Annotated in this window: 18 protein-coding genes; 10 read left to right on the top strand and 8 right to left on the bottom strand. The window is 63.4% G+C overall.

Annotated elements, in window-relative coordinates:
• Positions 1-60 precede the first annotated feature (60 nt).
• Positions 61-1,167, bottom strand: a complete 1,107-nt coding sequence (locus tag ACTIGF_RS12720) for an anhydro-N-acetylmuramic acid kinase (RefSeq protein WP_439637232.1) — start codon at positions 1,165-1,167, stop codon at positions 61-63.
• Positions 1,164-4,628 carry a YhdP family protein gene (locus ACTIGF_RS12725; RefSeq protein WP_439637233.1) on the bottom strand — a complete coding sequence of 1,155 codons (3,465 nt, stop codon included), beginning with the start codon at positions 4,626-4,628 and terminating at the stop codon, positions 1,164-1,166. Before ACTIGF_RS12725 ends, ACTIGF_RS12720 begins: the two co-directional genes overlap by 4 nt.
• A gap of 94 nt (positions 4,629-4,722) precedes the next feature.
• Between ACTIGF_RS12725 and bcp the strand changes: the two genes are divergently transcribed.
• The 4 genes from bcp to ACTIGF_RS12745 all read left to right on the top strand — a co-directional run bounded on the left by bcp (position 4,723) and on the right by ACTIGF_RS12745 (position 7,970).
• On the top strand, positions 4,723-5,190 hold the full coding sequence (gene bcp, locus ACTIGF_RS12730) for a thioredoxin-dependent thiol peroxidase (protein ID WP_439637234.1): 468 nt from the start codon (positions 4,723-4,725) through the stop codon (positions 5,188-5,190).
• Entirely contained in the window at positions 5,187-6,029 is an 843-nt protein-coding gene (locus ACTIGF_RS12735; protein WP_439637235.1) for a ferritin-like domain-containing protein, read from the top strand. The genes bcp and ACTIGF_RS12735 overlap by 4 nt, the downstream gene beginning before the upstream one ends.
• A 155-nt stretch (positions 6,030-6,184) precedes the next feature.
• Positions 6,185-7,423 (top strand): M23 family metallopeptidase, encoded by a 1,239-nt coding sequence (locus ACTIGF_RS12740; RefSeq protein WP_439637236.1) that lies wholly within the window; start codon positions 6,185-6,187, stop codon positions 7,421-7,423.
• 64 nt (positions 7,424-7,487) lie between these two features.
• Positions 7,488-7,970, top strand: a complete 483-nt coding sequence (locus ACTIGF_RS12745; RefSeq protein WP_439637237.1) for a bactofilin family protein — start codon at positions 7,488-7,490, stop codon at positions 7,968-7,970.
• Between the two features lie 74 nt (positions 7,971-8,044).
• Here ACTIGF_RS12745 and prfB read toward each other — a convergent pair.
• From prfB to ACTIGF_RS12760, 3 genes are all read right to left on the bottom strand, one after another.
• Positions 8,045-9,158 (bottom strand): peptide chain release factor 2 gene (prfB, locus tag ACTIGF_RS12750; protein WP_439637238.1). Its coding sequence is split into 2 segments (ribosomal slippage): positions 8,045-9,088 and positions 9,090-9,158, totalling 1,113 coding nucleotides; the frame shifts between segments, so codons are not numbered across the junction.
• A 113-nt stretch (positions 9,159-9,271) separates the two neighbouring features.
• Entirely contained in the window at positions 9,272-11,800 is a 2,529-nt protein-coding gene (locus ACTIGF_RS12755; protein WP_439637239.1) for a penicillin-binding protein 1A, read from the bottom strand.
• A gap of 118 nt (positions 11,801-11,918) precedes the next feature.
• Positions 11,919-13,139 (bottom strand): N-acetylmuramoyl-L-alanine amidase, encoded by a 1,221-nt coding sequence (locus tag ACTIGF_RS12760; protein WP_439637240.1) that lies wholly within the window; start codon positions 13,137-13,139, stop codon positions 11,919-11,921.
• A gap of 525 nt (positions 13,140-13,664) precedes the next feature.
• On the opposite strand from ACTIGF_RS12760, the gene ACTIGF_RS12765 reads away from it, so the two are divergent.
• The 4 genes from ACTIGF_RS12765 (at position 13,665) to ACTIGF_RS12780 (ending at position 19,756) form a co-directional block, all read left to right on the top strand.
• Positions 13,665-16,391: an Rne/Rng family ribonuclease gene (locus ACTIGF_RS12765; protein ID WP_439637241.1), complete on the top strand. Its 2,727-nt coding sequence runs from the start codon at positions 13,665-13,667 to the stop codon at positions 16,389-16,391.
• A gap of 125 nt (positions 16,392-16,516) precedes the next feature.
• Positions 16,517-17,941 (top strand): M48 family metalloprotease, encoded by a 1,425-nt coding sequence (locus ACTIGF_RS12770; RefSeq protein WP_439637302.1) that lies wholly within the window; start codon positions 16,517-16,519, stop codon positions 17,939-17,941.
• An 80-nt stretch (positions 17,942-18,021) separates the two neighbouring features.
• The gene (locus ACTIGF_RS12775) at positions 18,022-18,750 is read left to right on the top strand and encodes a DsbA family protein (RefSeq protein WP_439637242.1); all 729 of its coding nucleotides are present in this window, start codon (positions 18,022-18,024) and stop codon (positions 18,748-18,750) included.
• Between the two features lie 94 nt (positions 18,751-18,844).
• Positions 18,845-19,756 carry a hypothetical protein gene (locus ACTIGF_RS12780; RefSeq protein WP_439637243.1) on the top strand — a complete coding sequence of 304 codons (912 nt, stop codon included), beginning with the start codon at positions 18,845-18,847 and terminating at the stop codon, positions 19,754-19,756.
• Here the strand turns inward: ACTIGF_RS12780 and ACTIGF_RS12785 are convergent, their stop codons facing one another.
• The 3 genes from ACTIGF_RS12785 to thiS are packed head-to-tail and all read right to left on the bottom strand — an operon-like array spanning position 19,757 to position 21,249.
• Positions 19,757-20,185, bottom strand: a complete 429-nt coding sequence (locus tag ACTIGF_RS12785; RefSeq protein ID WP_439637244.1) for a VOC family protein — start codon at positions 20,183-20,185, stop codon at positions 19,757-19,759.
• A 56-nt stretch (positions 20,186-20,241) separates the two neighbouring features.
• Positions 20,242-21,036 carry a thiazole synthase gene (locus tag ACTIGF_RS12790; RefSeq protein WP_439637245.1) on the bottom strand — a complete coding sequence of 265 codons (795 nt, stop codon included), beginning with the start codon at positions 21,034-21,036 and terminating at the stop codon, positions 20,242-20,244.
• A 3-nt stretch (positions 21,037-21,039) separates the two neighbouring features.
• The gene (gene thiS / locus ACTIGF_RS12795; protein ID WP_430430070.1) at positions 21,040-21,249 is read right to left on the bottom strand and encodes a sulfur carrier protein ThiS; all 210 of its coding nucleotides are present in this window, start codon (positions 21,247-21,249) and stop codon (positions 21,040-21,042) included.
• Between the two features lie 111 nt (positions 21,250-21,360).
• Between thiS and aroQ the strand changes: the two genes are divergently transcribed.
• On the top strand, positions 21,361-21,816 hold the full coding sequence (gene aroQ, locus ACTIGF_RS12800) for a type II 3-dehydroquinate dehydratase (protein ID WP_273019910.1): 456 nt from the start codon (positions 21,361-21,363) through the stop codon (positions 21,814-21,816).
• A 23-nt stretch (positions 21,817-21,839) separates the two neighbouring features.
• Positions 21,840-22,334 (top strand): acetyl-CoA carboxylase biotin carboxyl carrier protein, encoded by a 495-nt coding sequence (accB, locus tag ACTIGF_RS12805; RefSeq protein WP_022699680.1) that lies wholly within the window; start codon positions 21,840-21,842, stop codon positions 22,332-22,334.
• Positions 22,335-22,344 lie beyond the last annotated feature (10 nt).

Here is a 22,344-nt window from a genome sequence, read left to right on the forward strand (position 1 = left end):
TGACAAAAGCCCCGGCCTGACAGGCCGGGGCTTTTTTGTTTCCGCCCAGAGGTCAAATGCTCAAGGGCGCGCGATCCGGCCGCCTGTGAGCGGCTGCGCAATCCCCGTGGTGCCCGGAAAGCTGAGCGGCAAGCCGCGCAGCGTTCGCGCCGCCAGCACCGCAAAGGCTTCCGCCTCGATCAGATCGCCGCGCCAACCGACGGCTTCCGCATTGCAGACCGATATCCCTGTGACCTCACTGATGCGGCGCAACAGATCCGCATTCTTGCGTCCGCCGCCGCAGACGATCAGGCGCTCAGGGCGCTCAAGACAGGCCGCCAGCCCCTGGCCAATGGCTTCAGCGGTGAACTGGCTCAGCGTCGCCGCGCCGTCCTCCACCGTCAGATTGCGGGCGGCATCAAGGGAGAAATCCCAACGGTCGAGCGATTTGGGGCCTTCCAGCGCAAAATGCGGGTGCGCCAGCAATTCCTCGAGCCCCGCCTCATGCACGCGTCCTTCAGCGGCCAGGGCGCCGTCCCGATCCATGGCCTGGCCCGTGCGCTCTTCAACCCAGGCGTCGATCAGCCCGTTGCCGGGCCCGGTGTCGAACGCGTCGAGCGATCCGTCAGACCGGATCAAGGTCAGATTGGCGACGCCGCCGATATTCAGAACGCCCACAGGCCGCTCAAGGCCCGACCATCGCGCCAGCACTGCGTGATAGATCGGCGCCAGCGGCGCGCCCTGCCCGCCCGCGTCCATGTCGGCGGAGCGAAAATCATACGCCACCGGCACGCCCAGACGCTGCGCCAGCGCGGCGCCGTCACCCAGCTGACAGGTCCGTCCCGGTCGCCCCGGCTGTGGCGGGATATGGATGACCGTCTGGCCATGAAATCCCACCAGATCAAGCTCGGCCAATGTCAGCCCGGCGCGCTCGGCCACAGCCTCCACAGCGCGGGCATGGGTCTGGGTGAGCACGTCTTCGGCCTGTTTGAAAATGTCAGGCTCCGCCCCTTCAAAGCGCCAGTCGAGCGCAGCATCGACCGCCGCTTTCAACACCGCGCGCTCTTGGGCGCCAAAGGCGGTTTCCGCCCCCGGACCAAAGCGGGTGATGGTCTCGCCGTCCGTTTCAAGCAAGGCGGCGTCCACGCCGTCCAGCGAGGTGCCGCTCATCAAACCGATGCAGATCATGGCGTATCCTGTTGAGGCGTGTCCGTCGGGGTGTCGTCTGGGGGCGCCGGCGGCGTTGCTGCGTCCTCAGCCGCGGTCTCGCGCTCCTCACGGGCCTCGGCCTGTTCCTCGCGGCGTTCCGCCTCCAGCGCCTCAAGTTCGCGCTCCGCAGACGTGCCTTCGAAAATGCGCCGGAATACGCCCGGCGCGAGCGCGGAGAGCGGATTGGCGCTGACGCGCGTTTCACTGAACGGCCCGCTGACGGAGAAGGTCACCCCGATCACGCCTTCCCCCCGGCGCGACGTCAGAAGCTCGCCCAGAACCGGAACCGAGCCCAGAACCGAATTGACGCCGTAAGAGGGCAATAGCGTGCCGTTGACCGACATGCGTTCATCGCTGAAGTCCACAAGCCCGTTCCATGTCGCCCCTAGCGACGCTCCGGCGACGCGCGCCTCTCGCATCTCGATGATGCCGTCCTGCCAGACAAACTCACTTTGCAGGCGCTCAAAGCCGATGCCCTGACCGCTCAGCAAACCACCGAGCCCTTCCAGCGAGCCCGCCGCCAGGATCCGCGCCAGCAAAGGCATGCGGTTCAGCGTAAACGCGCCCACTTCAATCTCGCCGCTGACCCCGCCAGGCTGGCCCAGAGGCGGCGCCTCCCCGCTCAGCCTCAGGGATCCGCCGTAAATATTGTCAAACCCGGCGAAGGCGGACAGCAACAGGCCTGCGTCCGGCCCCAATGCGCTCAGCCGGCGCACGCCGGTGTCGGCTTCAGGTTCGAACCGGACAATGACAGGGCCTTGCGATGCGTCAGCCTCCAGCACAAAACGCTCAACCCCTTCAGGCCGCACATTCAGCACCAGCCCCACGTCCGTGAAACGCTGGTCGCGCACCAGAACCCGGTCCAGAACACCTTCAAAATTCACCGCCGCGCCCAGGGTCATGCCGCCGCCCGACGGCGCCGCGATCCCGAACAGGTCTTCAGCGTCCATGAACGGGCCCTGGACCGCGATCTGAAGCACGCCTTCCGGACCGTCGGGACGGGAAATGTCTGCGCTGAGGTCAAGCCTGTCGCGAACGAAGACGCGAGACGCCTGCGCCGCGAGCAAGCGCCCGTCCGGCGCCAGGTCCGCGCTGGTTTCCAGCGCTACGTCCTCGCCCGTCAGGCGCAGTCGGCTCAGCTGCACCGCGCCGTCCTCCGCCACCCCCGCCTGCAAGGACGCAGCGGCCGGCTCGCCGGCTGGCTTGTCCCACAGCCCCGCAGGCAGGGCGATGGCGGTGTTCTGAAGGTCAAGCTCCAGCCCCATTTGCGAGAAAGCGAGGCCGCGACCTTCAATCGTCGCATCAACGCCAACCGCTCCGTCCATGAATCGCCGCAACGGCAAACCGAGCTGATCCAGCTCTCGCGCGGTCATCACTGAGGTCACGCGCACCTGGGTGGAGTTGACCTCCGGCTCGAGCCCGAACGTCTCCGTCCAGACGATCTGGGCCTCCGCTGACGCGATCCGCGCATCCCCTTCCACGCGCAGCCCGTCAGGGTTGACCGTCAGGGTCACTGCGCCGTCAGACAGTGAGACGCCAGGCGGACCGGCCGGGCCTGAAACATCTTCAAACTGTCCAGAAATATCAAAACCCAGATCCTCGGCGGGAACCATGCGCAACATGGGGCGGCGGATTTCAAACGCCAGCTCGCCCTGCCCCCCAAAGGCTGCAGGATCAAACCCGTACTCGGTGGACAGATTGAGCGGAGGCTCACTGACAAGCGCCAGGAAGTCAGAGACATCGCCCCTGCCCGTGCCGCCAAAGCGCGCCACGGCGCCCTTGGGGTTCAAACGAGGGATGTCCACATAGATCCGCGTCGCGTCCAGCTCACCGATGGCGCCGCCCGCGCCTTCAAGGCTGAGAGAATTGCCCCGCAGCACCGCTTGTCCTGACAGCCCCAGCAGCGGCGTCATCGTGCTCATATAGCGCACATCCGCATCGGAGAACTGGAAGCTGAGGGTCAGATCTTCATCCGAGAGCGTCTTGGCGGCCAGCGCCTGGGCGGTGAGATTCAGGTCGAGCGTCGCGCTGGTCACCCGACCGTCCAGAATGCTGTCACGCACCCAGTCCCGGGCGCCGAGCGCGAAATTGACAGGCCAATGATTGAGAACGTCCGTCTTGGTGAGCGCGCCCTCAACGGGACCGCTGAGTTTGACGGTGGGCAGCAAGCCCGAAATGGTCGGCTCCAACGCCAGCGAGCCCGTCATCGACGCGCGGGCGGCGGGCAGCACCGCATCCAGCGTTTCAAAGCTGATCAGGCTTTCTTCAATATCCATGACCCCCGCCAGCGCGGCGGATCGCCATTGGAGAGGCTCGGGAAAGGCGCCGTTGAGATCAAGGCGCCCCGCACCGGACGTCAGCTCATAGCGCGCCCGCGCCGGGATCGCGTCGTCATAGTCTGAAAAGTCATACAGCGCGCCGCTCAGCGACAAGGACAACAGGTCTGAATCCACCTCCAGGGTCTGCAGATCGAGGCGTCCCGCCTCCACATCCAGCGCAGCGTCAATGCGGGCGTCGCGTATGGCGGTCTGTCCGCTGGCGGTGCGCACAACGCCGGACTGCGCGGCCATTTGCAGACTGGCCTGACGCAGGCCTTCTTCTCGCGAGGCGTCAAACACAAGATGCATGTCAAACGGCGCATCCAGCGCCGACACCCCCGCAAACGGGCCTTGCAGGGGCGCAGCCGCCGCTGGCACCAGATTGGACAGGCGCGCCTCGACAAAGACGCTGTCCAGCGACCGGCCCGTCTGCACATCAAGCGTGATCGGCGCCATGCCCGCAGAGGTGACCAGCCCGCCTTCCGCCCGCAGCGACACCACCCCGTCCGACAGGTTCATCGCGCCGCCCATGCCCGTGAAGAGCCCGGTCCAGTCATGATATTCCTCACGCACCTGCAAGGTGACGTCAGAAACATCCACCATCAACAAGCGCGCAAAAACCCGGCTGGCCTGATCCATATCGAAATCAGGCGTGACGCTGTCGCTTTCCTGAGTGGCGCCGAACCGGTCCTCCAGCGCGCCCAGCCCGCCGGTCAGACGGCCCAGCTCGTCTCGGTACAGCCAGAGCGTTCCGCCGCGCGCCTCAAGGCTCACAGGCGCGATCCGGCCGGTCATCAACAGATCGAGCGCCAGTCCTGCTTCGATCAGCTCTGAGGAGATGACGACATCGCCCGTGTCACGCGTAATGCGGACATCGCGCGCGGTCACCACAAGGGCGGCGAGCGCCGGATCAAAGCTGATTTCAAGATCGCCGATGACAGCCGCGTCGCCCTTGACCGCGTCCAGCAGGACTTCCGTGACGACGGGGCGGATCATCTCGGCGTTGACCGGTCCCTCCGCGAGGCGCCACAACGCCGCGCCGAACGCCACCACGGCCAGCGCCAGCAGCGCGGCGATCGCTTCAAGCACATAGAGAAGGGACAGACGAGCGATACGGCGCATGTGAACTCAAAGTCGGGTCGCGACTGGACGTGGCGGGGCGAATTGACAATCTTCCGGGCCGAAGCATCGGAAATCATCATCAAGGACGACACTCATGAGCGAGCTTAAGCCCGGCGACAAGGCCCCAGACTTCACGCTTCCTGCAGATGGCGGCCGACAGGTGTCATTACGTGAACTGAAGGGCAAATCCGTCGTCCTGTACTTTTATCCCAAGGATGACACGCCCGGTTGCACGACAGAGGCCATCGGCTTCTCCGAACATATCGATGCGTTCAAGGCCGAAAACACGGTGGTCATCGGCGTGTCCAAGGACACCGTAGCCAAGCATGACAAGTTTCGCGACAAGCATGAGCTGAAAGTCATGCTGGCCTCGGACGAAGACGGCGCCGTGACCGAGGCCTATGGCGCCTGGGTGGAGAAGAACATGTATGGGCGAAAATACATGGGCATTGAACGTTGCACCTATCTGATTGGTTCCGACGGCGTGATCCGGCAGGTCTGGCGCAAGGTGAAGGTTAAAGGCCATGTGGAAGCGGTGCTGGACGCGGTGAAATCTGCGTGACGGCCCCGGCTCCCAAACCCTGCGTGATGGAAGCGGCGGCACGGGTGGTCGCCACCGTCGCCCCTGACGCCAAAACCCGACGGGCGAGAGAGACCGCCGCCGCCTGGCGGTCAGGCGACCTCGCCTTGCCTGAAACCGGCGCCCCTTCCCGCGCGCCCGATGCGCCAGGCCGACCGCCGAGACCAGAGCTGAAACCGCCCGGACAAACGCCGCGGCGGCGCTTGGGCAGTCTTGAGGGGCGCTTCGCCCTGATGCATGCCGTCGCGCATATCGAGTTCAACGCCATTGATCTGCATTTTGACATGGTCGCCCGTTTCGCAGGCGACCCCAGAATCGCGGACGATCAGCGCGCCGCCTTTGTGTCAGACTGGATCAGCGTCGGCGACGACGAAGCGCGTCATTTCACAATGGTGCGTGACCGTCTTCAGCAGATGGGCGGCGATTATGGCGATCTGGCCGCCCATGACGGGCTCTGGGAGGCGGCGCAAAACACAGCGCATGATCTGGCGGCGCGGCTTGCCGTCGCACCCCTGGTGCTCGAAGCGCGCGGGCTAGACGTCACGCCGCCCATGATCGAGAAGCTGTCTAGCGTGGGCGATGCGGAAAGCGTCGCCATACTGAGCGTGATCTATGAAGAGGAGGTGGGCCATGTCGCCGCAGGCGCGCGCTGGTTTGATCATGTGTGCCGCGATGAGACCGAGACGCCCGAACACTGCTTCCACCGACTGGTTTCAACCTATTTCAGCGGCGCATTGAAACGTCCCTTCAATGATGACGCCCGCGCGGCGGCGGGCTTGCCGGGATGTTTCTACGAGCCTTTGGCTGAACAGCTTTCCTGAAACCAGGACTTGCATATAACGCCGACGCACGGGACATTTTCATTCGTGTCCCATAGGGACCGGAACAAGGCTTGCAACGGATCAGTTGATAAACGATGCGTTATCATGCGAGATAGCGCATCGAGGGGCGAGGATAGCGAGGCGAACGCAGTCGGATGGTGAAACGACTACTGGCCGGGCCGTGGGAGCAGATCAAGCAACGCTTCCCTGATCGGCAGATCTATCACCGGACCGAGGGTCAGGTGAGATACTTCGCTATCACGACCGAGATGCAACTCTCGGCAATCGGGGGCGTGTGTCTGCTGGCGGTCTGGCTGTCTTTGACGACTGTCGGCATGCTGCTCGACGGTCGCGCCGATCAGCGCGTCAAACAGCAATTCGCCCAGATCGAAGCCGAATATCAAAACGAGGTTGATGAAGCGCGCGCCGCAGAGGCCGCCGCCATCGCCTATATGGAATCGCGCACCGACGCCTTTGACCGCACGGCCGGCGAATTCCAGATGCGTCATGACACGCTCCGCCGCCTTCTGGATTTCGCCGACGATCTGTCGGTCGGGGAAGAGCGCGAGAGCCCCAGCCTGGATGAAGGCCGAATCCTGATGGCCGCCTCGCCCGCCGATCCTGATCCGCGCCAGGCGCTGCTGGATCCGGTCGGGGAAGAAGCCTTTGACGGCCTGGCTGAAGAGCGCGTCGCCGCGCTTCTGGCCGATCAGGAAGCCGCCCTGGCCGAGGCCGAGAACGCCGCCGAACGCCGCCTTGAGAATTTGCGCGCAGTCTTGCGTCTGACCGGCATGCGGGTCGATGAAGCCATGCAGGAAGGCCCGCTGGAGGATGAAGACGGCGGCACCGGCGGTCCTCTGATCAGCCTGGACCAGGCGCCGCTGTTCAGCGATGCGCTTAATCTCGATGACCCCTTCAATGCGCGCGTCGCCCGCATCGCCAACCGGATTGTGGAAAGCGAACAGGTGGAAAACCTGCTCAACGCCACGCCTCTGGGACTGCCGATCGAGGGACCTTTCCGCGAGACATCGCGGTATGGCGCCCGCATCGACCCGTTCACCCGACGCCTGGCCATGCACGCCGGCAAGGATTTCGCCGCCTTTAGAAACGCACCTATTGTGGCGCCTGCGCCGGGAGAGGTCGTTTACGCGGGCTGGCGGGCCGGGTATGGTCGCACCGTCGAAGTGGATCACGGATACGGGTTCCGCACGCGATATGGCCATCTTCACGCTATCGACGTACGCCGCGGCGATGAGGTGGAGCTGGGCCAAAGACTGGGGGGGATGGGATCGACCGGACGTTCAACCGGCACGCATCTCCATTATGAAATCTGGTTCCGCGGCGAACACATTGACCCCGAAGATTACATAAGAGCCGGACGCTATGTTCACTAAAAAAGATACGCCCCCCAGCGACAGTCACGCCGCCGCCGTCCCCGCTCCGACCAAGAGGTCCGCCATGAAAACAAAAGCCCCATCCATTCTGAGCGCTGATCTGAAAATCACCGGCTCCATCGTGTCAGACGGCGAAGTTCAGCTTGACGGCGCTGTGGAAGGCGATGTCCGCGCGACGGACCTCACGATCGGCGAAGAAGCCTCCATCAAGGGCGAAGTGGTCGCCGAAAACGTGGTCATCCGTGGCCGCGTGGTCGGCTCGGTTCGCGCCCGTCAGGTGCAGCTCTCCGCCACCGCCCGTGTGGAAGGCGATGTGATCCACGCCACCCTCGCCATTGAGAGCGGCGCGTTCTTTGACGGCCTGTGCAAGCGCTCGTCTGACCCGCTGTCGGACGCCAAATCCTCATCGGCGACATCCAGCAAGTCGGCGTCTCAGAACGGAAGCGCCTCCACCTCTTCCAGCACCGCCTCCTCCACCCCGCCGCCGGCCGCCGCGGCCAGCGCGGACAAGGCGGTCGCCAACGACCCGTTCACCTCGAAATCCTAGGGTTTCAGGCACAGGCACAGAAAAAGGGCCGGCGTTTCGCCGGCCCTTTTTTTATTCCGCGTCTGTCGAGAGCCTTAATCGTCTTCGGATTTGCCCACGCGCTGGGCCAGTGCGGCGCCCATGAAATCGTCCAGATCACCGTCCAGCACCCCTTGGGTGTCTGAGGTTTCGACCTGGGTGCGCAGGTCCTTGACCATCTGATAGGGCTGCAACACGTAAGAACGGATCTGGTGCCCCCAGCCGATATCGGTCTTGGATTCGGCGTCGGCCTGGGCCGCTTCCTCACGCTTTTGCAGCTCCAGCTCGTAAAGCCGGGCGCGCAGCATCGTCCAGGCGTTCGAGCGGTTCTTGTGCTGGGAGCGATCGGTCTGGCACGCCACAACGATGCCGGTGGGCTCGTGGGTCAGGCGCACCGCGGAATCGGTCTTGTTGATGTGCTGACCACCGGCGCCGGACGCGCGATAGGTGTCCACGCGCACATCCTTGTCCTCAATCTCGATGTCGATGGTGTCGTCCACCAGAGGATAGGTCCAGACCGAGGCGAAGCTGGTATGGCGGCGACCAGAGCTGTCATAGGGCGAGATCCGCACCAGACGGTGCACGCCCGCTTCGGTTTTCAGCCAGCCATAGGCGTTATCGCCTTTGATCAGGAGGGTGATGGATTTCAGACCCGCCTCTTCACCGGCCTGCGCCTCGATCACTTCAACCTTGTAGCCGGATTTCTCCGCCCAGCGCGTATACATGCGCGCCAGCATGGACGCCCAGTCCTGGGCTTCGGTGCCGCCAGCGCCGGGATGGATTTCCAGATAGCTGTCATTGCTGTCAGCCTCGCCAGACAACAAGGCTTGCAGTTCAGCCTTGCCGGCGCGCGCCTTGAGACCCCGAAGCGCGGTCGCCGCTTCCTCATACAGCTCTTCATCGCCGTCCAGCTCGGCCATCTCGGCCAGCTCCAGCGTGTCAGCAAGATCGGTGTCGATCTCACGCACTTCGGTCATGGACTGGTCAAGCCGGTTGCGCTCGCGCATGAGCGCCTGGGCGTCGCTGGGCCGATCCCACAATGTGGGGTCTTCGGCCTTGGCGTTCAGTTCATCAAGTCGTTTCTCAGCCGTAGGCCAGTCAAAGACGCCTCCGTAGCAAGGCGGTGGACTGTTCGATGGCGTCTTTGAGTTCAGCGATCTCGGCGCGCATGGCGGATCTCCTGATAGTCTGAGAAAGAGGTTGGACCGGGTCGATAAACGAGGCGCAGCCCCCGGACAAGGGACTGCGCCTGTTGCAGGCTTTAAAATCGACGAGGCTGAGCGTTAGTAAAGCCCGCCCAGCGTGTCCTCGGCGTCATCATCGTCGTCTGCATCATTTTGGGAGCCTGAGGAGAAATCCACGCCCAGCGCATTGGCGCCAAAGCTCAGCGTTTCCTCTGCATTGGTCTGGCCGCGCTGAGGCTCGGTGCCCGGTTTGAACGCTTCCAGGATCACGCCGGGGCGCCCGATGACGGACGGTTCGCCGGTTTCGCGATCAATCGGCGCCAGGCTCACCCCGTCGGGCACCCGGAACGGGCTGACGGAATAGGTTTCAAGCGCCGTGCCCAGGAAGTCGCGCGCCACCGGCGCCGCAACCCGGCCGCCCGCCTCGCCCGACCCCAGCGGTCTGGGGTTATCAAAGCCCACATACACGCCCACCACCAGATCAGGGCTGAAACCAACGAACCAGGCGTCGTGGAAGTCATTGGTGGTGCCAGTCTTGCCGCCCAGCGGACGGCCCAGCGAGCGCAGCGCCGTGGCTGTGCCGCGCTGAACAGCGCCTTCAAGCATATGCACGATCTGGTAGGAGGTGACCGGATCGATCACCTGCTCGCCGAGTTCCGGCAGCTGCGGTTCATGGAGGCTAGGCTCGTAGCCGCCAGGCACGTCACATCCGACGCACTCGCGCTGGTCGTGAATATAGATCGTCTCGCCCGAGCGGGCCTGAACCCGGTCGATCAGAGCCGGCTCGATCAGACGGCCGCCATTGACCAAGGCGCCATAGGCGCCGATCAGCCGCATCAGCGTGGTCTCACCCGCCCCCAGCGACATGGCGAGGGTCGGTTGAAGATCGTCATAAATGCCGGTCCGCTCGCCGATATCCACGATCGGAGCCATGCCCATATCCTGCGCCAGGCGCACCGTCATGACGTTACGAGACAATTCCAGCCCCCGCCGCAGCGTGGAGGGTCCGTAAAACACCTCCGAATAGTTCTGCGGGCGGTAAAAGCGCATTTCAGCGTCGCCCGACGCCACGAAAGGCGCGTCCAGAATGATCGAGACCGGCGTGTAATCGTTTTCAAGCGCCGCAGCGTAGACAAACGGCTTGAACGAGGATCCCGGCTGGCGACGCGCCTGCACGGCGCGGTTAAACTGGCTGTGCTGGAAGGAATAGCCGCCCACCATCGCCAGAACCCGGCCTGTGAACGGGTCAATCGCAACAATGCCGCCATTGACGTCTGGCAATTGGCGCAAGCCGTAATGGTCGTCCTCAACGGTTTCATCGGGCGCATCCTCGGCGACCAGATCTTCCACGATGACCACATCGCCCAGCTCGAACACGTCAGATGGCCGACCAATGGCGCCGCCCGTCCGCGGGAAGCCGTTCTCGTCCCGGCGCGGCTCACGCGCCCAGGCCAGAGCGTACAGCGGAATGCGTCCGCGGGTGCGGTCGGCGAAACCGATCATCGCATCAGTGTCCGTCATCTCCAGAACCACGGCCAGACGCCAGCCCTCATCAAGGTCGGCAGGCGGATCAATCTCCGCCAACTGGTCCGGCCAGGCGTCAAAGCTCTCCATCCGCGCGACCGGACCGCGATAGCCGTGGCGGCGATCATAGGTCTCAAGTCCATCGCGCAAGGCCGCACGGGCGGCCAGCTGCATGCGGGTGTCCAGCGTGGTGCGGATCGACAGCCCGCCTTCATAGAGCTGGTCCTGGCCATACCGGTTGAAGACTTCGCGGCGCACCTGCTCGACGAAATACTCCGCCGCCAGATATTCGTCGCCATCCAGACGCTCGGCGGTCTCCAGCGGCATCTCCATCGCCGCCTCGCCCTCTTCGCGACTGATGACGCCATTGGCGATCATGCGCGAGAGCACCCAGTTGCGGCGGCCGATCGCAGCTTCAGTATTGCGGGTCGGATGATAATTGCTCGGCCCTTTGGGCAGGGCGGCCAGATAGGCCGCTTCGTGCAATTCCAGCTCGTCCAGGGATTTATCGAAATAATTCAACGCCGCAGCGGCGATGCCGTAGGCGCGATTACCCAGATAGATCTCGTTGAGATAAAGCTCGAGGATCTGGTCCTTGGTGAAGGCGCGCTCCATCCGGCGCGAAATGACGATCTCGCGAATCTTGCGGTCGATGCGCTGGTCCGAGCTGAACAGGAAGTTCTTGGCCACCTGCTGAGTGATGGTGGAGCCTGACTGCAGCGCGGCGTTGGGATTACGCAAACGCGAAATCACCGAGCGGATGCCGCCCCGGATCATGCCCAGATAATCCACACCGCCATGATTGTAGAAATTCTTGTCCTCGGCGGACAAATAGGCGTCGATGACCAGCGGCGGAATATTCTCGATCGGCACGAAGACCCGGTGCTCGATGGCGTATTCCTGGATCAGGCGTCCGTCACCGGCGTGCACCCGACTCATGATCGGGGGCTCATATTCGGCAAGCTGCTGATAATCAGGCAGGTCTTCGGTGACGCGGACCACATAGACAGCGATGGCGATTGACGCCACCACGCCCAGAACCACCGCCGCGCCCGCGCCCCAGATCAAGGCGCGCAACGCGTTTTTCCAACTCAACAGCTTCATCTTGCCCTCATCGACGGCGCGCAAGGCTTGCCCGCCCCCGCCTTTTGACGCCCGCACATGGCGCTATTATGGCGTGTCTCAGGCGTCAACCCAATGACGGATTCCGCACAGGTTCAGATTAACGGGTGCTGGAGGCGCTCGCCGTGTTCTGGGCGATATAGCGATCCGAGCCGCCGCCCTGGCAATGAGAGAAGTGCTCATCAATCGCGGACGCCGCAGATTGCATCAGCCGCCGCCGGTCCGTGGCGCTGTTCAAACGCCGGGCGTCATTGCGATTGGTCAAAAAGCCCATTTCAAACAGGACCGCCGGCACTTCAGCGTCGATCAAAACCGCGAAATTGGCGCGCATGGCCGTATCGCGGAACAAGGGTTGCACCCGACCGACTTCGGTGCGCAGGGCGTCCGCGAAGCGTTCAGACTGGCTTTCCTTGTTGGTCAGAGACATCTCGACGAGGATGCGGGAGACCTCTTCAGGCCGGTTCGCATCCACCCAGTCGCCCTGGCTGATGGCGCGGCTGCGCGCACGGTCCACGGCCCGGTGATTCATGGAATAGACGGTTGCGCCTTCAGGTCCTGCGGAATTGCCCGCCGAATCTGCATGCAGGGAGATAAACAAGTCCGCCTCGGCCTGACGCGCGATCTCGACGCGATCATAGAGGTCCACGAACACATCGCGGTCCCGGGTCATGATGACCTCATAACGCCCGGTGGCGTTCAGGATGTCGCGCAGCACCAGGCCGGCCGCCAGATTGACGTCTGCTTCATCCCCGCCGCCAAATCGCGCCAGTGCGCCGGGGTCACGTCCGCCATGTCCGGGGTCGATCACCACACGCACAGCCTCACACGCCGGCGGCGCTGCGGACACGACCGCGTTTTCCACAAGGAACTGAGCCATATTTCTGCTTTCCGACGGAAAGCCCGAGGTTTGCTGGAACGCCGTCGCGCCCACGGGCGCCAGATCCACGACCGTGCGGTAGCCGCCGCCATCGGGGGCGAGAGAGAAATGATGATCAATGGTGGAAGGCGAATTCAGCGCAAACACCAGACGCGGCGCGCCCGCCTGTCCGTCAAACTGAAAGCGGCCGACAAGCCCCTCGCCTTCGCCTTGTCGATTGGGCAGGGCCGGAACATCCCAGCCCGCCTGATCAAAGGAGACCACGAGACGCGAAACCGGCTCGGCCAGCGTAAAGGCGCGCGAATCAAGCGGAGTTTCGCTTTCAATGACGATGCGGGTATGGGTTTCGTAGGCGCCGAAGCGCACATTTGTAATATCAGACGCCATCGCCGATCCGGCGGACAGCGTCAGGGCGCAAGCTACAAGACCCGCTAAAAATCGCATTCCGACCACCACCATGCCGAAGTCCCAAACGGGCTTTGCGTCATTTTACGTCGCGCAAATGCTCCGATGAAAATCACTGTAAAACGCCACGCCTTGAGATTCGGTTAGCGAGTCCTTACCGAGAGTCTAACACGGCGAAGCTCGCTTTTCATTGGCGACATTATCGTGCAATGTGATTATGTTCGTAATCGGGATCGGGCGCGTTCGCGCGCCGCCCACATGAACACCCTTGAAGATCCGCCTCAGGGCGCAAATCTTCAAAGCACACAGATTTCTGGACGACGCGGGAGGGCTCACGCCCGCCGCCGGCGCCACAAGCCAGAATGACTGGCGCTCGGGCGACGCTTCGAATCAGAACGCGCCCCTGCCCGGTTAAGGACAGACCCATGATGCGCGCTCCCGCCGCGAGATCATCTTTAGTAAGAACAGATCGCCGCCGAGCGCGTTCCATCCACAATCGCCGCACGTCTGACGCCGCCTCCTTGTTGAGCGCGGCTTTCGCCATGCGGTATGGAGCGTATTTTAATGTCACGCAAAATGCTGATCGACGCCGCACACCCGGAAGAGACCCGGGTCGTGATTGTCGACAACAATCGAGTTGAGGAATTCGATTTCGAGTCGGCTTCCAGAAAGCCGATTCGCGGAAATATCTATCTCGCCAAGGTCACGCGTGTAGAGCCATCGCTACAGGCCGCATTCGTCGAATATGGCGGCAACAAGCACGGCTTTCTCGCCTTCAACGAGATCCATCCCGATTACTACCAGATCCCTCATGCGGATCGCGAAGCGCTGCGCGAAGCGGAAGCTGAAGCGTCCGGCGATCTGAATGACGACGCCGGTCCTGACGACGACAATGAAGACGCGCCGACGCCCGATGAAGACGATCTGATCGACGAAGCGGCGCGCCGTCGCCGCTCCTTCATGCGCCGCTACAAGATCCAGGAAGTGATCAAGCGCCGTCAGGTGCTGCTGGTGCAGGTGGCCAAGGAAGAGCGCGGCAATAAGGGCGCGGCGCTGACGACCTATCTGTCGTTGGCCGGCCGGTATTGCGTGCTGATGCCCAACACCGCACGCGGCGGCGGCATTTCGCGCAAGATCACCAACGCCCCCGATCGCAAGCGCCTGAAATCGGCGGTGTCCGAACTGGCCGTGCCCCAGGGCATGGGCCTGATCATCCGCACCGCAGGGGCTGCGCGCACCAAGGTCGAGATCAAGCGCGATTACGATTACCTGATCCGGCTGTGGGAGACGATCCGCACCACGACGCTGGAATCAAGCGCCCCCAAGCTGATTTATGAAGAAGGCAATCTCGTCAAACGGGTGATCCGAGATCTCTATGACAAGGAGATCGACGAGGTGCTGGTGGAAGGCGAGGACGCATACAAGGAGGCCAAGGCCTTCATGCGCATGCTGATGCCGAGCCACGCCAAGAAGGTGCAGCATTATCGCGACGCCACGCCGCTCTTCCTGCGCCATCAGGTGGAAAGCCAGCTCGAGGCGATCCATTCGCCTGTCGCGCAGCTGAAATCAGGCGGCTACATCGTGATCAACCCGACCGAGGCGCTGGTTTCCATCGACGTCAACTCGGGCAAGGCGACCAAGGAACGCAATATCGAGCAGACCGCGCTCAAGACCAATATGGAGGCGGCCGAGGAAGCCGCCCGCCAGATGCGTCTGCGCGACCTCGCCGGCCTGCTCGTGATCGACTTCATCGACATGGACGAGAACAAAAACGTTCGCGCGGTCGAGAAGAAGATGAAGGACTCGCTCAAGCGTGACCGCGCCCGCCTGCAAGTGGGCCGCATCTCGCAATTCGGCCTGATGGAGATGAGCCGTCAGCGCCGGCGCACCTCGCTGGTGGAAGGTTCGAGCAATGTCTGCCCGCATTGTCAGGGCTCAGGCCATATGCGCTCGATCGAATCCAGCGCTCTGGTGGCTCTGCGCTCACTGGAAGAGGAAGGCGTGCGCGGCCGCACGTCCAAGGCGCGCCTGGTCTGCGCGCCGGAAGTGGCGCTGTATATCCTCAACGAGAAACGCGATCATCTCACCGCGATTGAAGCGCGCTATGACATGAGCGTCACGGTGGACGCCGATGACAGTCTGATCCGCCCGGACTGCACCTTGGAGCGTCTTGAGAGCCGCAGCGAAGCGGCGCGCGCCGAAGCGATAGCCGCCCGCGCCGACACCCCGCTGACCAGCGCGGCCGCCGTTGTTGCAGATATCGATCAAGACGACGACTTCGAGGATGCGGACGAAGCAGAGGCGACTGAAGAGCGTGAGGAACGCGACGAGCGCCCGGCTCGCACCGCGTCTGACGAGACCAATGAAGACGGCTCGAAAAAACGCCGCCGTCGCGGACGCCGCGGCGGCCGCAATCGCCGCAAGCGCAATGACGAGACCGGATCGCCCGAGGACGCCCAGGCGGCTCTGGACTCGACCGAGGAGAGCGACGGCGACACCGGAACCGAGTCTGCGTCCAAGGACGCCGACACGTCCGATGAGGTCGCGGGCCTGCAAGTGATCGAACCGTCTGAATCTGAACCCTTTGGCGCTCAGACCGACGATGAAGGCACACCGCCCCGGCGCAAACGCCCCAGCCGCCGCCGTCGCAAGCCGGCCGGCCAGAGCGAGACCGCTCAGGATGAAGCCGGCCAGGTCGAGACGAGCGCTCCGGACGCACCTGCTTCTGAAGCCCAAGCCGAGAACACGCCCGCGGAGGCGGACAGCGACGCAGGCGACGAAACGGCGCCGGCCAAGCCCAAACGCAGCCGCCGCACGCGGAAAAAGCCTGCCGACGACGTCGCGGACACTTCGGAGGCCAAAGCGTCTGAGGCAGACGCCCCTAAAGCTGCTGAAGGTGATGCGGCGGAGGACAAGCCCAAGCGTCGCACGCGCCGCAAGGCGGCCGCCCCCGCTGCTGAAGCGTCCGCCGAAGGCGAGGCGCCCAGCGAAGGGGCCGCTCAGACGGACGCCGACAAACCCAAGCGACGCACGCGCCGCAAGAAAGCGGAACCGGCTGCACAGGCGGACACCACCGATACGATGGCGCGCGAAGCCATGGAGCAGTCCAGTTCTTCTGCGCCGGAGCCTCAGGCCGCCAGCGAGAACGAGGCCAAGCCCGAGCAGAGCGAGCCGACTGGCGCGGCCCCGCAAGAGGCTGATCAGGCGAGCGAGGACGAAGGCTCAGACGAGAACCGCCCCGCGAAACGCGGCTGGTGGCAGCGCTCGTCGAAATTCCTCGGCCTGAGCTAAACACGCGAACGGCGCCGGTGGTCACACTTCCGGCGCCGTTCTCACGTTCTCTGGCGTGCAGACGGACAGAAGGATAGACTGTTGTCTTCCAGGGCTGGCTGACACGAAGGACGCTTGCATTGCGTATGCTCAAACCCTTACGGACCGGCGCTGCCCGCATCGCCGCCGCAGCAGGTCTGGCGCTCGCCAGTCTGTCGGGCGCTCACGGACAGGGCCTGATCCGGGACACCGAGACTGAGCGCGCCATGCGCGAATACACCGATCCGTTGCTGGAAGCAGCGGGGCTGGATGTGAGCGCAGTGGATTTCTATCTGGTCGGCGATATGGATTTTAACGCCTTCGTCACCGGCGGGCAGAATATCTTCCTGAACACAGGCACCATTGTCCGCGCCGAGAATCCAAATGAAATCAAAGGCGTTATCGCCCACGAGATCGGCCATATCGAAGGCGCCCACATCATCCGGCGCGGCGAAGCCACTCGGGCCGGTCTGGCCACCATGGCCGCCTCCTTGGGCGTGGGACTGATCGCCGCCCTCGCCGGCGCACCGGACGCCGGCGCAGCGATCATGGCGTCCGCCCCGCAATTTGGTCAGCTGAACCTGCTGACTTATACCCGCGCTCAGGAAGCCTCCGCCGACCAGGCCGCCGTCCGCTTTCTGACCGAGACCGGGCAATCAGGCCGCGGTCTGGTGGCGACGTTCGAACGTCTCGCCTATCAGGAACGAATCTCGTTTCAGCGCCGTTGGGAATATTTCCGCTCTCACCCGCTGTCTTCAGACCGGGTGGCGGCGCTACGCCGTAATGTGGAAGCATCCCAGTTCGCCGATGTGCCCGACAGTGCGGAAGAGATCGCCGAGCTGCAACGCCTGCAGGCCAAGATCATCGGGTTCATGGCGCCGCCCGCCCAGACGTTTTCTCGCTATCCCGAGAGCGACACCTCCATCCCGGCGCGCTATGCCCGGGCGGTGGCGTATTACAAGCAAGGCCTGACCGATAACGCCGAGAGCGCGGTCAATGAATTGCTCGAGCTTGAGCCCGACAATCCCTATTTTTACGAGCTCAAAGGCCAGATGCTGTATGAGAGCGGCCTGATCGAACGCTCAATCGAGCCTTATCGCCGCTCCATTGAATTGCTGCCCGATGCGCCGCTGCTCCGCATCGGTTACGCGTCTGCGCTGATCGCCACCAACACCGAAGAGAACGCCCGAGAGGCGCTGAGCCAGTTGCGCATCGCCCTGGTGAGCGAACCGCAAAACCCCTACGCCTGGTTCCAGCGCTCCCTGGCTCATCAGCAATTGGGGGAGACGGCGTTGGCGGAGCTGTCCACAGCGGAACGCGCCTATGCGGTCGGCGACGAAATGCAGGCTCATATCTTCGCGACGCGAGCTCATGAAGAACTTGAACGCGGCACTGAAGCCTGGATCCGCGCGACCGAAATCCTGGCGGTCACCCGACCCGACAGCCGGGAAATGCGCGACTGGAACCGCCGCGAGCGCGAACGTCAGCCTAACTTCCAGCATCTGGATCGCGGCGCTCTGTTACAGCCCTAAACGGGCTTGTGATTGTGCCGGAACGCAGAACCGCGTTAAACGCGGTGACAAATGATTTCTGACTGATGACTGGAGCTTTCATGCGCATCTTGCTGCTCGCCCTCGCCGCCGCTTTCGGCATGACCGCTTGCGCCCCGGCGCAAGAACCCGCCAATCGCGCTGAAATCGAGCAGATTGTGCGCGATTACATCCTGACCAATCCCGAGATCATCGAGGAAGCGCTGATCGAGTTGCAGCGCCGCGCGCGCCAGCGTGAGCAGGACGCCATGCTGGGCGCTGTCACCTCCAGCGAAGACCGGCTGTACGCTGACGCCCGGGACCCGGTTGTGGGCGCCGACAACCCGGTCGTGACCGTGATCGAGTTCTTTGACTATCGCTGCCCGTATTGCACCGTCTCGAACGAATGGATTCAGTCCGTCTTGGAAGAGCATGGCGACCAGGTGCGTTTTGTCTTCAAGGAATTTCCGATCCGGGGCGAGCAATCCACGAACGCTTCGCGCGCCTCGCTCGCGGTCTGGCGGATCGCACCTCAATCCTATGAGGCGTTTCACAACGCCCTGATGAACGCCAGCGGCCCGCTGCCGGATGAGCGGATCGACGCCTTCGCCGTCACCGCCGGAGTGGATGTGGCGGCCATGCGCGCTGAAATGGCTTCAGACGAGATCACCCGTCAGCTGAGTGATGTGCGCGAGCTGGCCCAGGCCATCGGCATCACCGGCACGCCCTTCTTCATTGTCGGCGAAACGGTCGTTCCCGGCGCCGATATCGACAGCCTCAACCGTCTGGTGAACGACGCGCTGTCGCGTTAAGCGTGATGACTGGCGGCGCCGGGACAAGTTCCGGCGCCGTTTACAGCTTGTTTTCCGCTTGTGGTTAATCATCCCCGTGAACCTGGAGGGGATGATGAAATACCTGACGATCCTGATGGCCGCCTGTGCGGCGCTGACCCTGACCGCTTGCGCCAGCCGCGACGCCGTTTCCGCGCGCCAGACGCCGCAGCCTCTGGACACGCAAACCCTCCGCGTCGACGCCGCCAGCCCCTTCTATCATCAGATGGCGCTTGGTCCGGTCACGGGAACGTCCCGGTTTTCCTGGTTTCTGCCCGAACCCAACCGCTCGATCCTGCGCCCGCGGTTTGAAGCCGCGCTGGAACAGGCCGGTCTCGCCGCGCCTGACCGTAATCAGGCGCGCTATGTCATCTCGCTGGATTTTGATCAGGTCCATGGCCCTGATTTCGGTTCGCACATGGATGCGGCCTTGCTGGGACGCGTCTGGATCGAAGACCGCCTGACCGGCCGGGTCATCCTGAACGAACCGGTGTCCGCCCGCCGCGAGGCCTATTGGCCGGGCGTGGACGAAGCGGGTTGGGCCACAGGCGAGTTCTGGCGCGTGTTCAACCTCTTTCCCTTTTTCTATGACAGCCCCTGGTTCAGCGTCGGCGCCCGATGGGACACCACGTATCCGCCTTATGCCGGACCAGAATGGATGCCGCTGGTGCCAATCCGTTTGCGCGAAACCGACACTGACCTGATGGTCGGCCCGTCAGGCCGGTCCTATGGAAGCTGGTCGGGGGCGGAGCGCGCCTGGCAAGTGAACGCCCTGGTCAGCGACGCCCTCGCCGCCGCGGTCATGCGCGGCATGGCGGATCGTGGAATGGTGCAAATCAGCCATGTCCTTCCCTGCATGGGCGGCACGGCCATGCGTGAGCATGAACAGGCCCTGCTCGCGCGCGGCGAACGCGTATCACGCCCGGTCTGCGCCGAGGTGCAGGACGATCTGCCGGTGGGCGCCGAAGCGCTGCGGCGGTCGCGCTGATCAGCAGGCGGGCGGCTCAGGCTTGATCCGTCCGTCCTCAAGGATCTGCCAGAACGGATTGTGCGCCACTTCCCAGGCATGACCATCCGGGTCGGCGAAATAGCCTGAATGCCCGCCCCAGAAGACGTCCTCTCCCGGTTTGAGCACAGCCCCGCCCAGCTGCGCGGCCTGATCAAGGATCGGCTGCACCTCATCCCGGCTACGCACATTATAGGCCAGTGCGACTCGCCCGTTCGGCGGGTTCTGACGCCCCATATCCGCGTCCAGCGCCTCGCCGCCGAACAAGCCCACGATCACGCCGTTCAGATCAAAGAAGACGATCTGATCGCTCTCGGACGGCAGTGCGGACCAGCCCATCCCCTCATAAAAGGCGCGAGCGCGTGCGAGATTTGAAACCCCGAGCGTAATCATAGAAATACGTTGTTCCATGGCATCCTCCCTATACCCGGACACCTTGGAACATTATGGGAACGCGCACAAGAGGATCAGATCAGTCCCGCCAGCGGGCTCGACGGATCGGCATAGCGCTTTTTCGGCATCCGCCCCGCCAGATAGGCGTCACGGCCCGCGATGACCGCGTGCTTCATGGCGCTGGCCATACGGATCGGGTCTTTCGCTTCGGCGATGGCGGTGTTCATCAAAATGCCGTCACACCCCAGCTCCATGCCCACCGCGGCGTCAGACGCCGTGCCGACGCCCGCATCCACGATCACCGGCACCTTGGCCTCTTCGATGATCAGGCGGATATTCACCGGGTTCTGGATGCCCAAGCCCGAGCCGATCGGCGCGCCCAAGGGCATGATCGCACAGGCGCCCGCCTCTTCCAGGCGCTTGGCGTAAACCGGGTCGTCAGAGCAATACACCATGACCTCGAAGCCTTCCTTGACCAGCATTTCGGTCGCCCGAAGGGTTTCGGCCATGTCGGGATAGAGGTGCTTGGGGTCTGAGAGCACTTCAAGCTTCACCAGATCCCAACCGCCCGCCTCGCGCGCCAGGCGCAGCGTCCGCACGGCGTCCTCGCCGGTGAAGCAACCGGCCGTGTTGGGCAGGAAGGTGTACTCTTTGGGATCAATGAAATCGACGAGCCGCGGCTGGCTGGGGTCGGACAAATTCACCCGGCGCACCGCCACCGTGATCATGTCTGCGCCTGAAGCGACCAGCGCCTGCGCGTTCTGCTCATAGGTCTTGTACTTGCCGGTGCCGATGATCAGGCGCGAGTTGAAGCTCCGTCCCGCCACGACCAGCGGGGCGTCGTCCTGTATCTGGGTCTGGGCCGTCATAGCTCACCCTCCTCCGACAAAATGCACGATTTCGAGTCGGTCGCCGGTCTCGATGCGAATCGCGTGGTAGCCGTCGCGCGGCGCGATTTCGAGATTGCGTTCCACAGCGACCTTGCGCGGATCGAGCTCAAGATGCTCCAGCAAGCCTTTCAGGCTTAAGCCTGAAGGGATTTGACGGCTTTCGCCGTTCAGCTCGACATTGATCTGGCTCATGACCTGCGTCCCACGCACGGGTTTGCTTGTTCACACCCCTATGAGGTCGTAGAACCAAGGCTGGCAGTCAAGGCGCGCTGGCGCCCTTCAGCCTGGCCGGAGTGAATAAAAGTGTCTGACCTCAAACCCGTCTTCGTGCTCAACGGCCCCAATCTCAATCTGCTGGGAACGCGCGAGCCTGAGATTTACGGAACCACCACCCTCGCTGATATCGAAGCGCTGTGCCGTCAGACGGCTGAGTCGCTGGGCGTCGGGCTGGTGTTTGAGCAGACCAATCATGAAGGCGCGCTGGTGGAGCTGATTCACACCGCCGGCGCCAAGGGCTCGGCCATCGTGATCAATCCCGCCGCCTACACCCATACCTCCATAGCGCTGCTGGACGCGATCAAAGGGGTGGACGCGCCCGCAATTGAGGTGCATCTGTCCCAGCCTGTTGCGCGAGAGGCCTTTCGTGCTGTCTCTTATGTGTCACTTGCCGCCGCTGGCACCATCAGCGGTTTAGGCGCGCGCGGCTATGAGCTGGGGATTAGAGCCGCTGTGCAACTGGCGCAGGCGCGTGCGAAATAATGACTAGAAAGGGTAGTAAACCTATGGCGTCCACCACGTCGAACCCGCAGGTCGATTCCAAGCTCGTGCGCGAGCTGGCCGATATTCTCAACGACACCGACCTTACCGAGATCGAAGTCGAAAAAGGCGAAATGCGTATCCGCGTCGCGCGCGAAATCACCGCTGCGCCCGCTGTTTACGCAACTCAGCCTGCTCCTGCGCCCATGGCTGCAGCTCCTGCGCCTGCGCCGGCTTCCGCACCGGAAGCGCCGGCTGCCGTCAGCGCCGCCGACGCGAAAAGCCATCCCGGCGCCGTGACCTCGCCCATGGTCGGCACGGTGTATCTGCGTCCCTCTCCTGAGGCGGACCAGTTCAAGAAAGCTGGCGACAGCGTGAAGGAAGGCGACACCATTTTGCTGGTCGAAGCCATGAAGACCTTCAACCCCATCACCGCGTCCAAATCGGGCACGCTCACCGAGCTTCTGGTCGATGACGCCCAACCGGTGGAATACGGCGAAGCCCTGTTCATCATCAGCTAGGCGGTCGCTC

Origin of the sequence: Oceanicaulis sp. (assembly GCF_051859625.1) — a bacterium.
In the GTDB taxonomy this organism is placed as follows: Bacteria; Pseudomonadota; Alphaproteobacteria; order Caulobacterales; family Maricaulaceae; genus Oceanicaulis.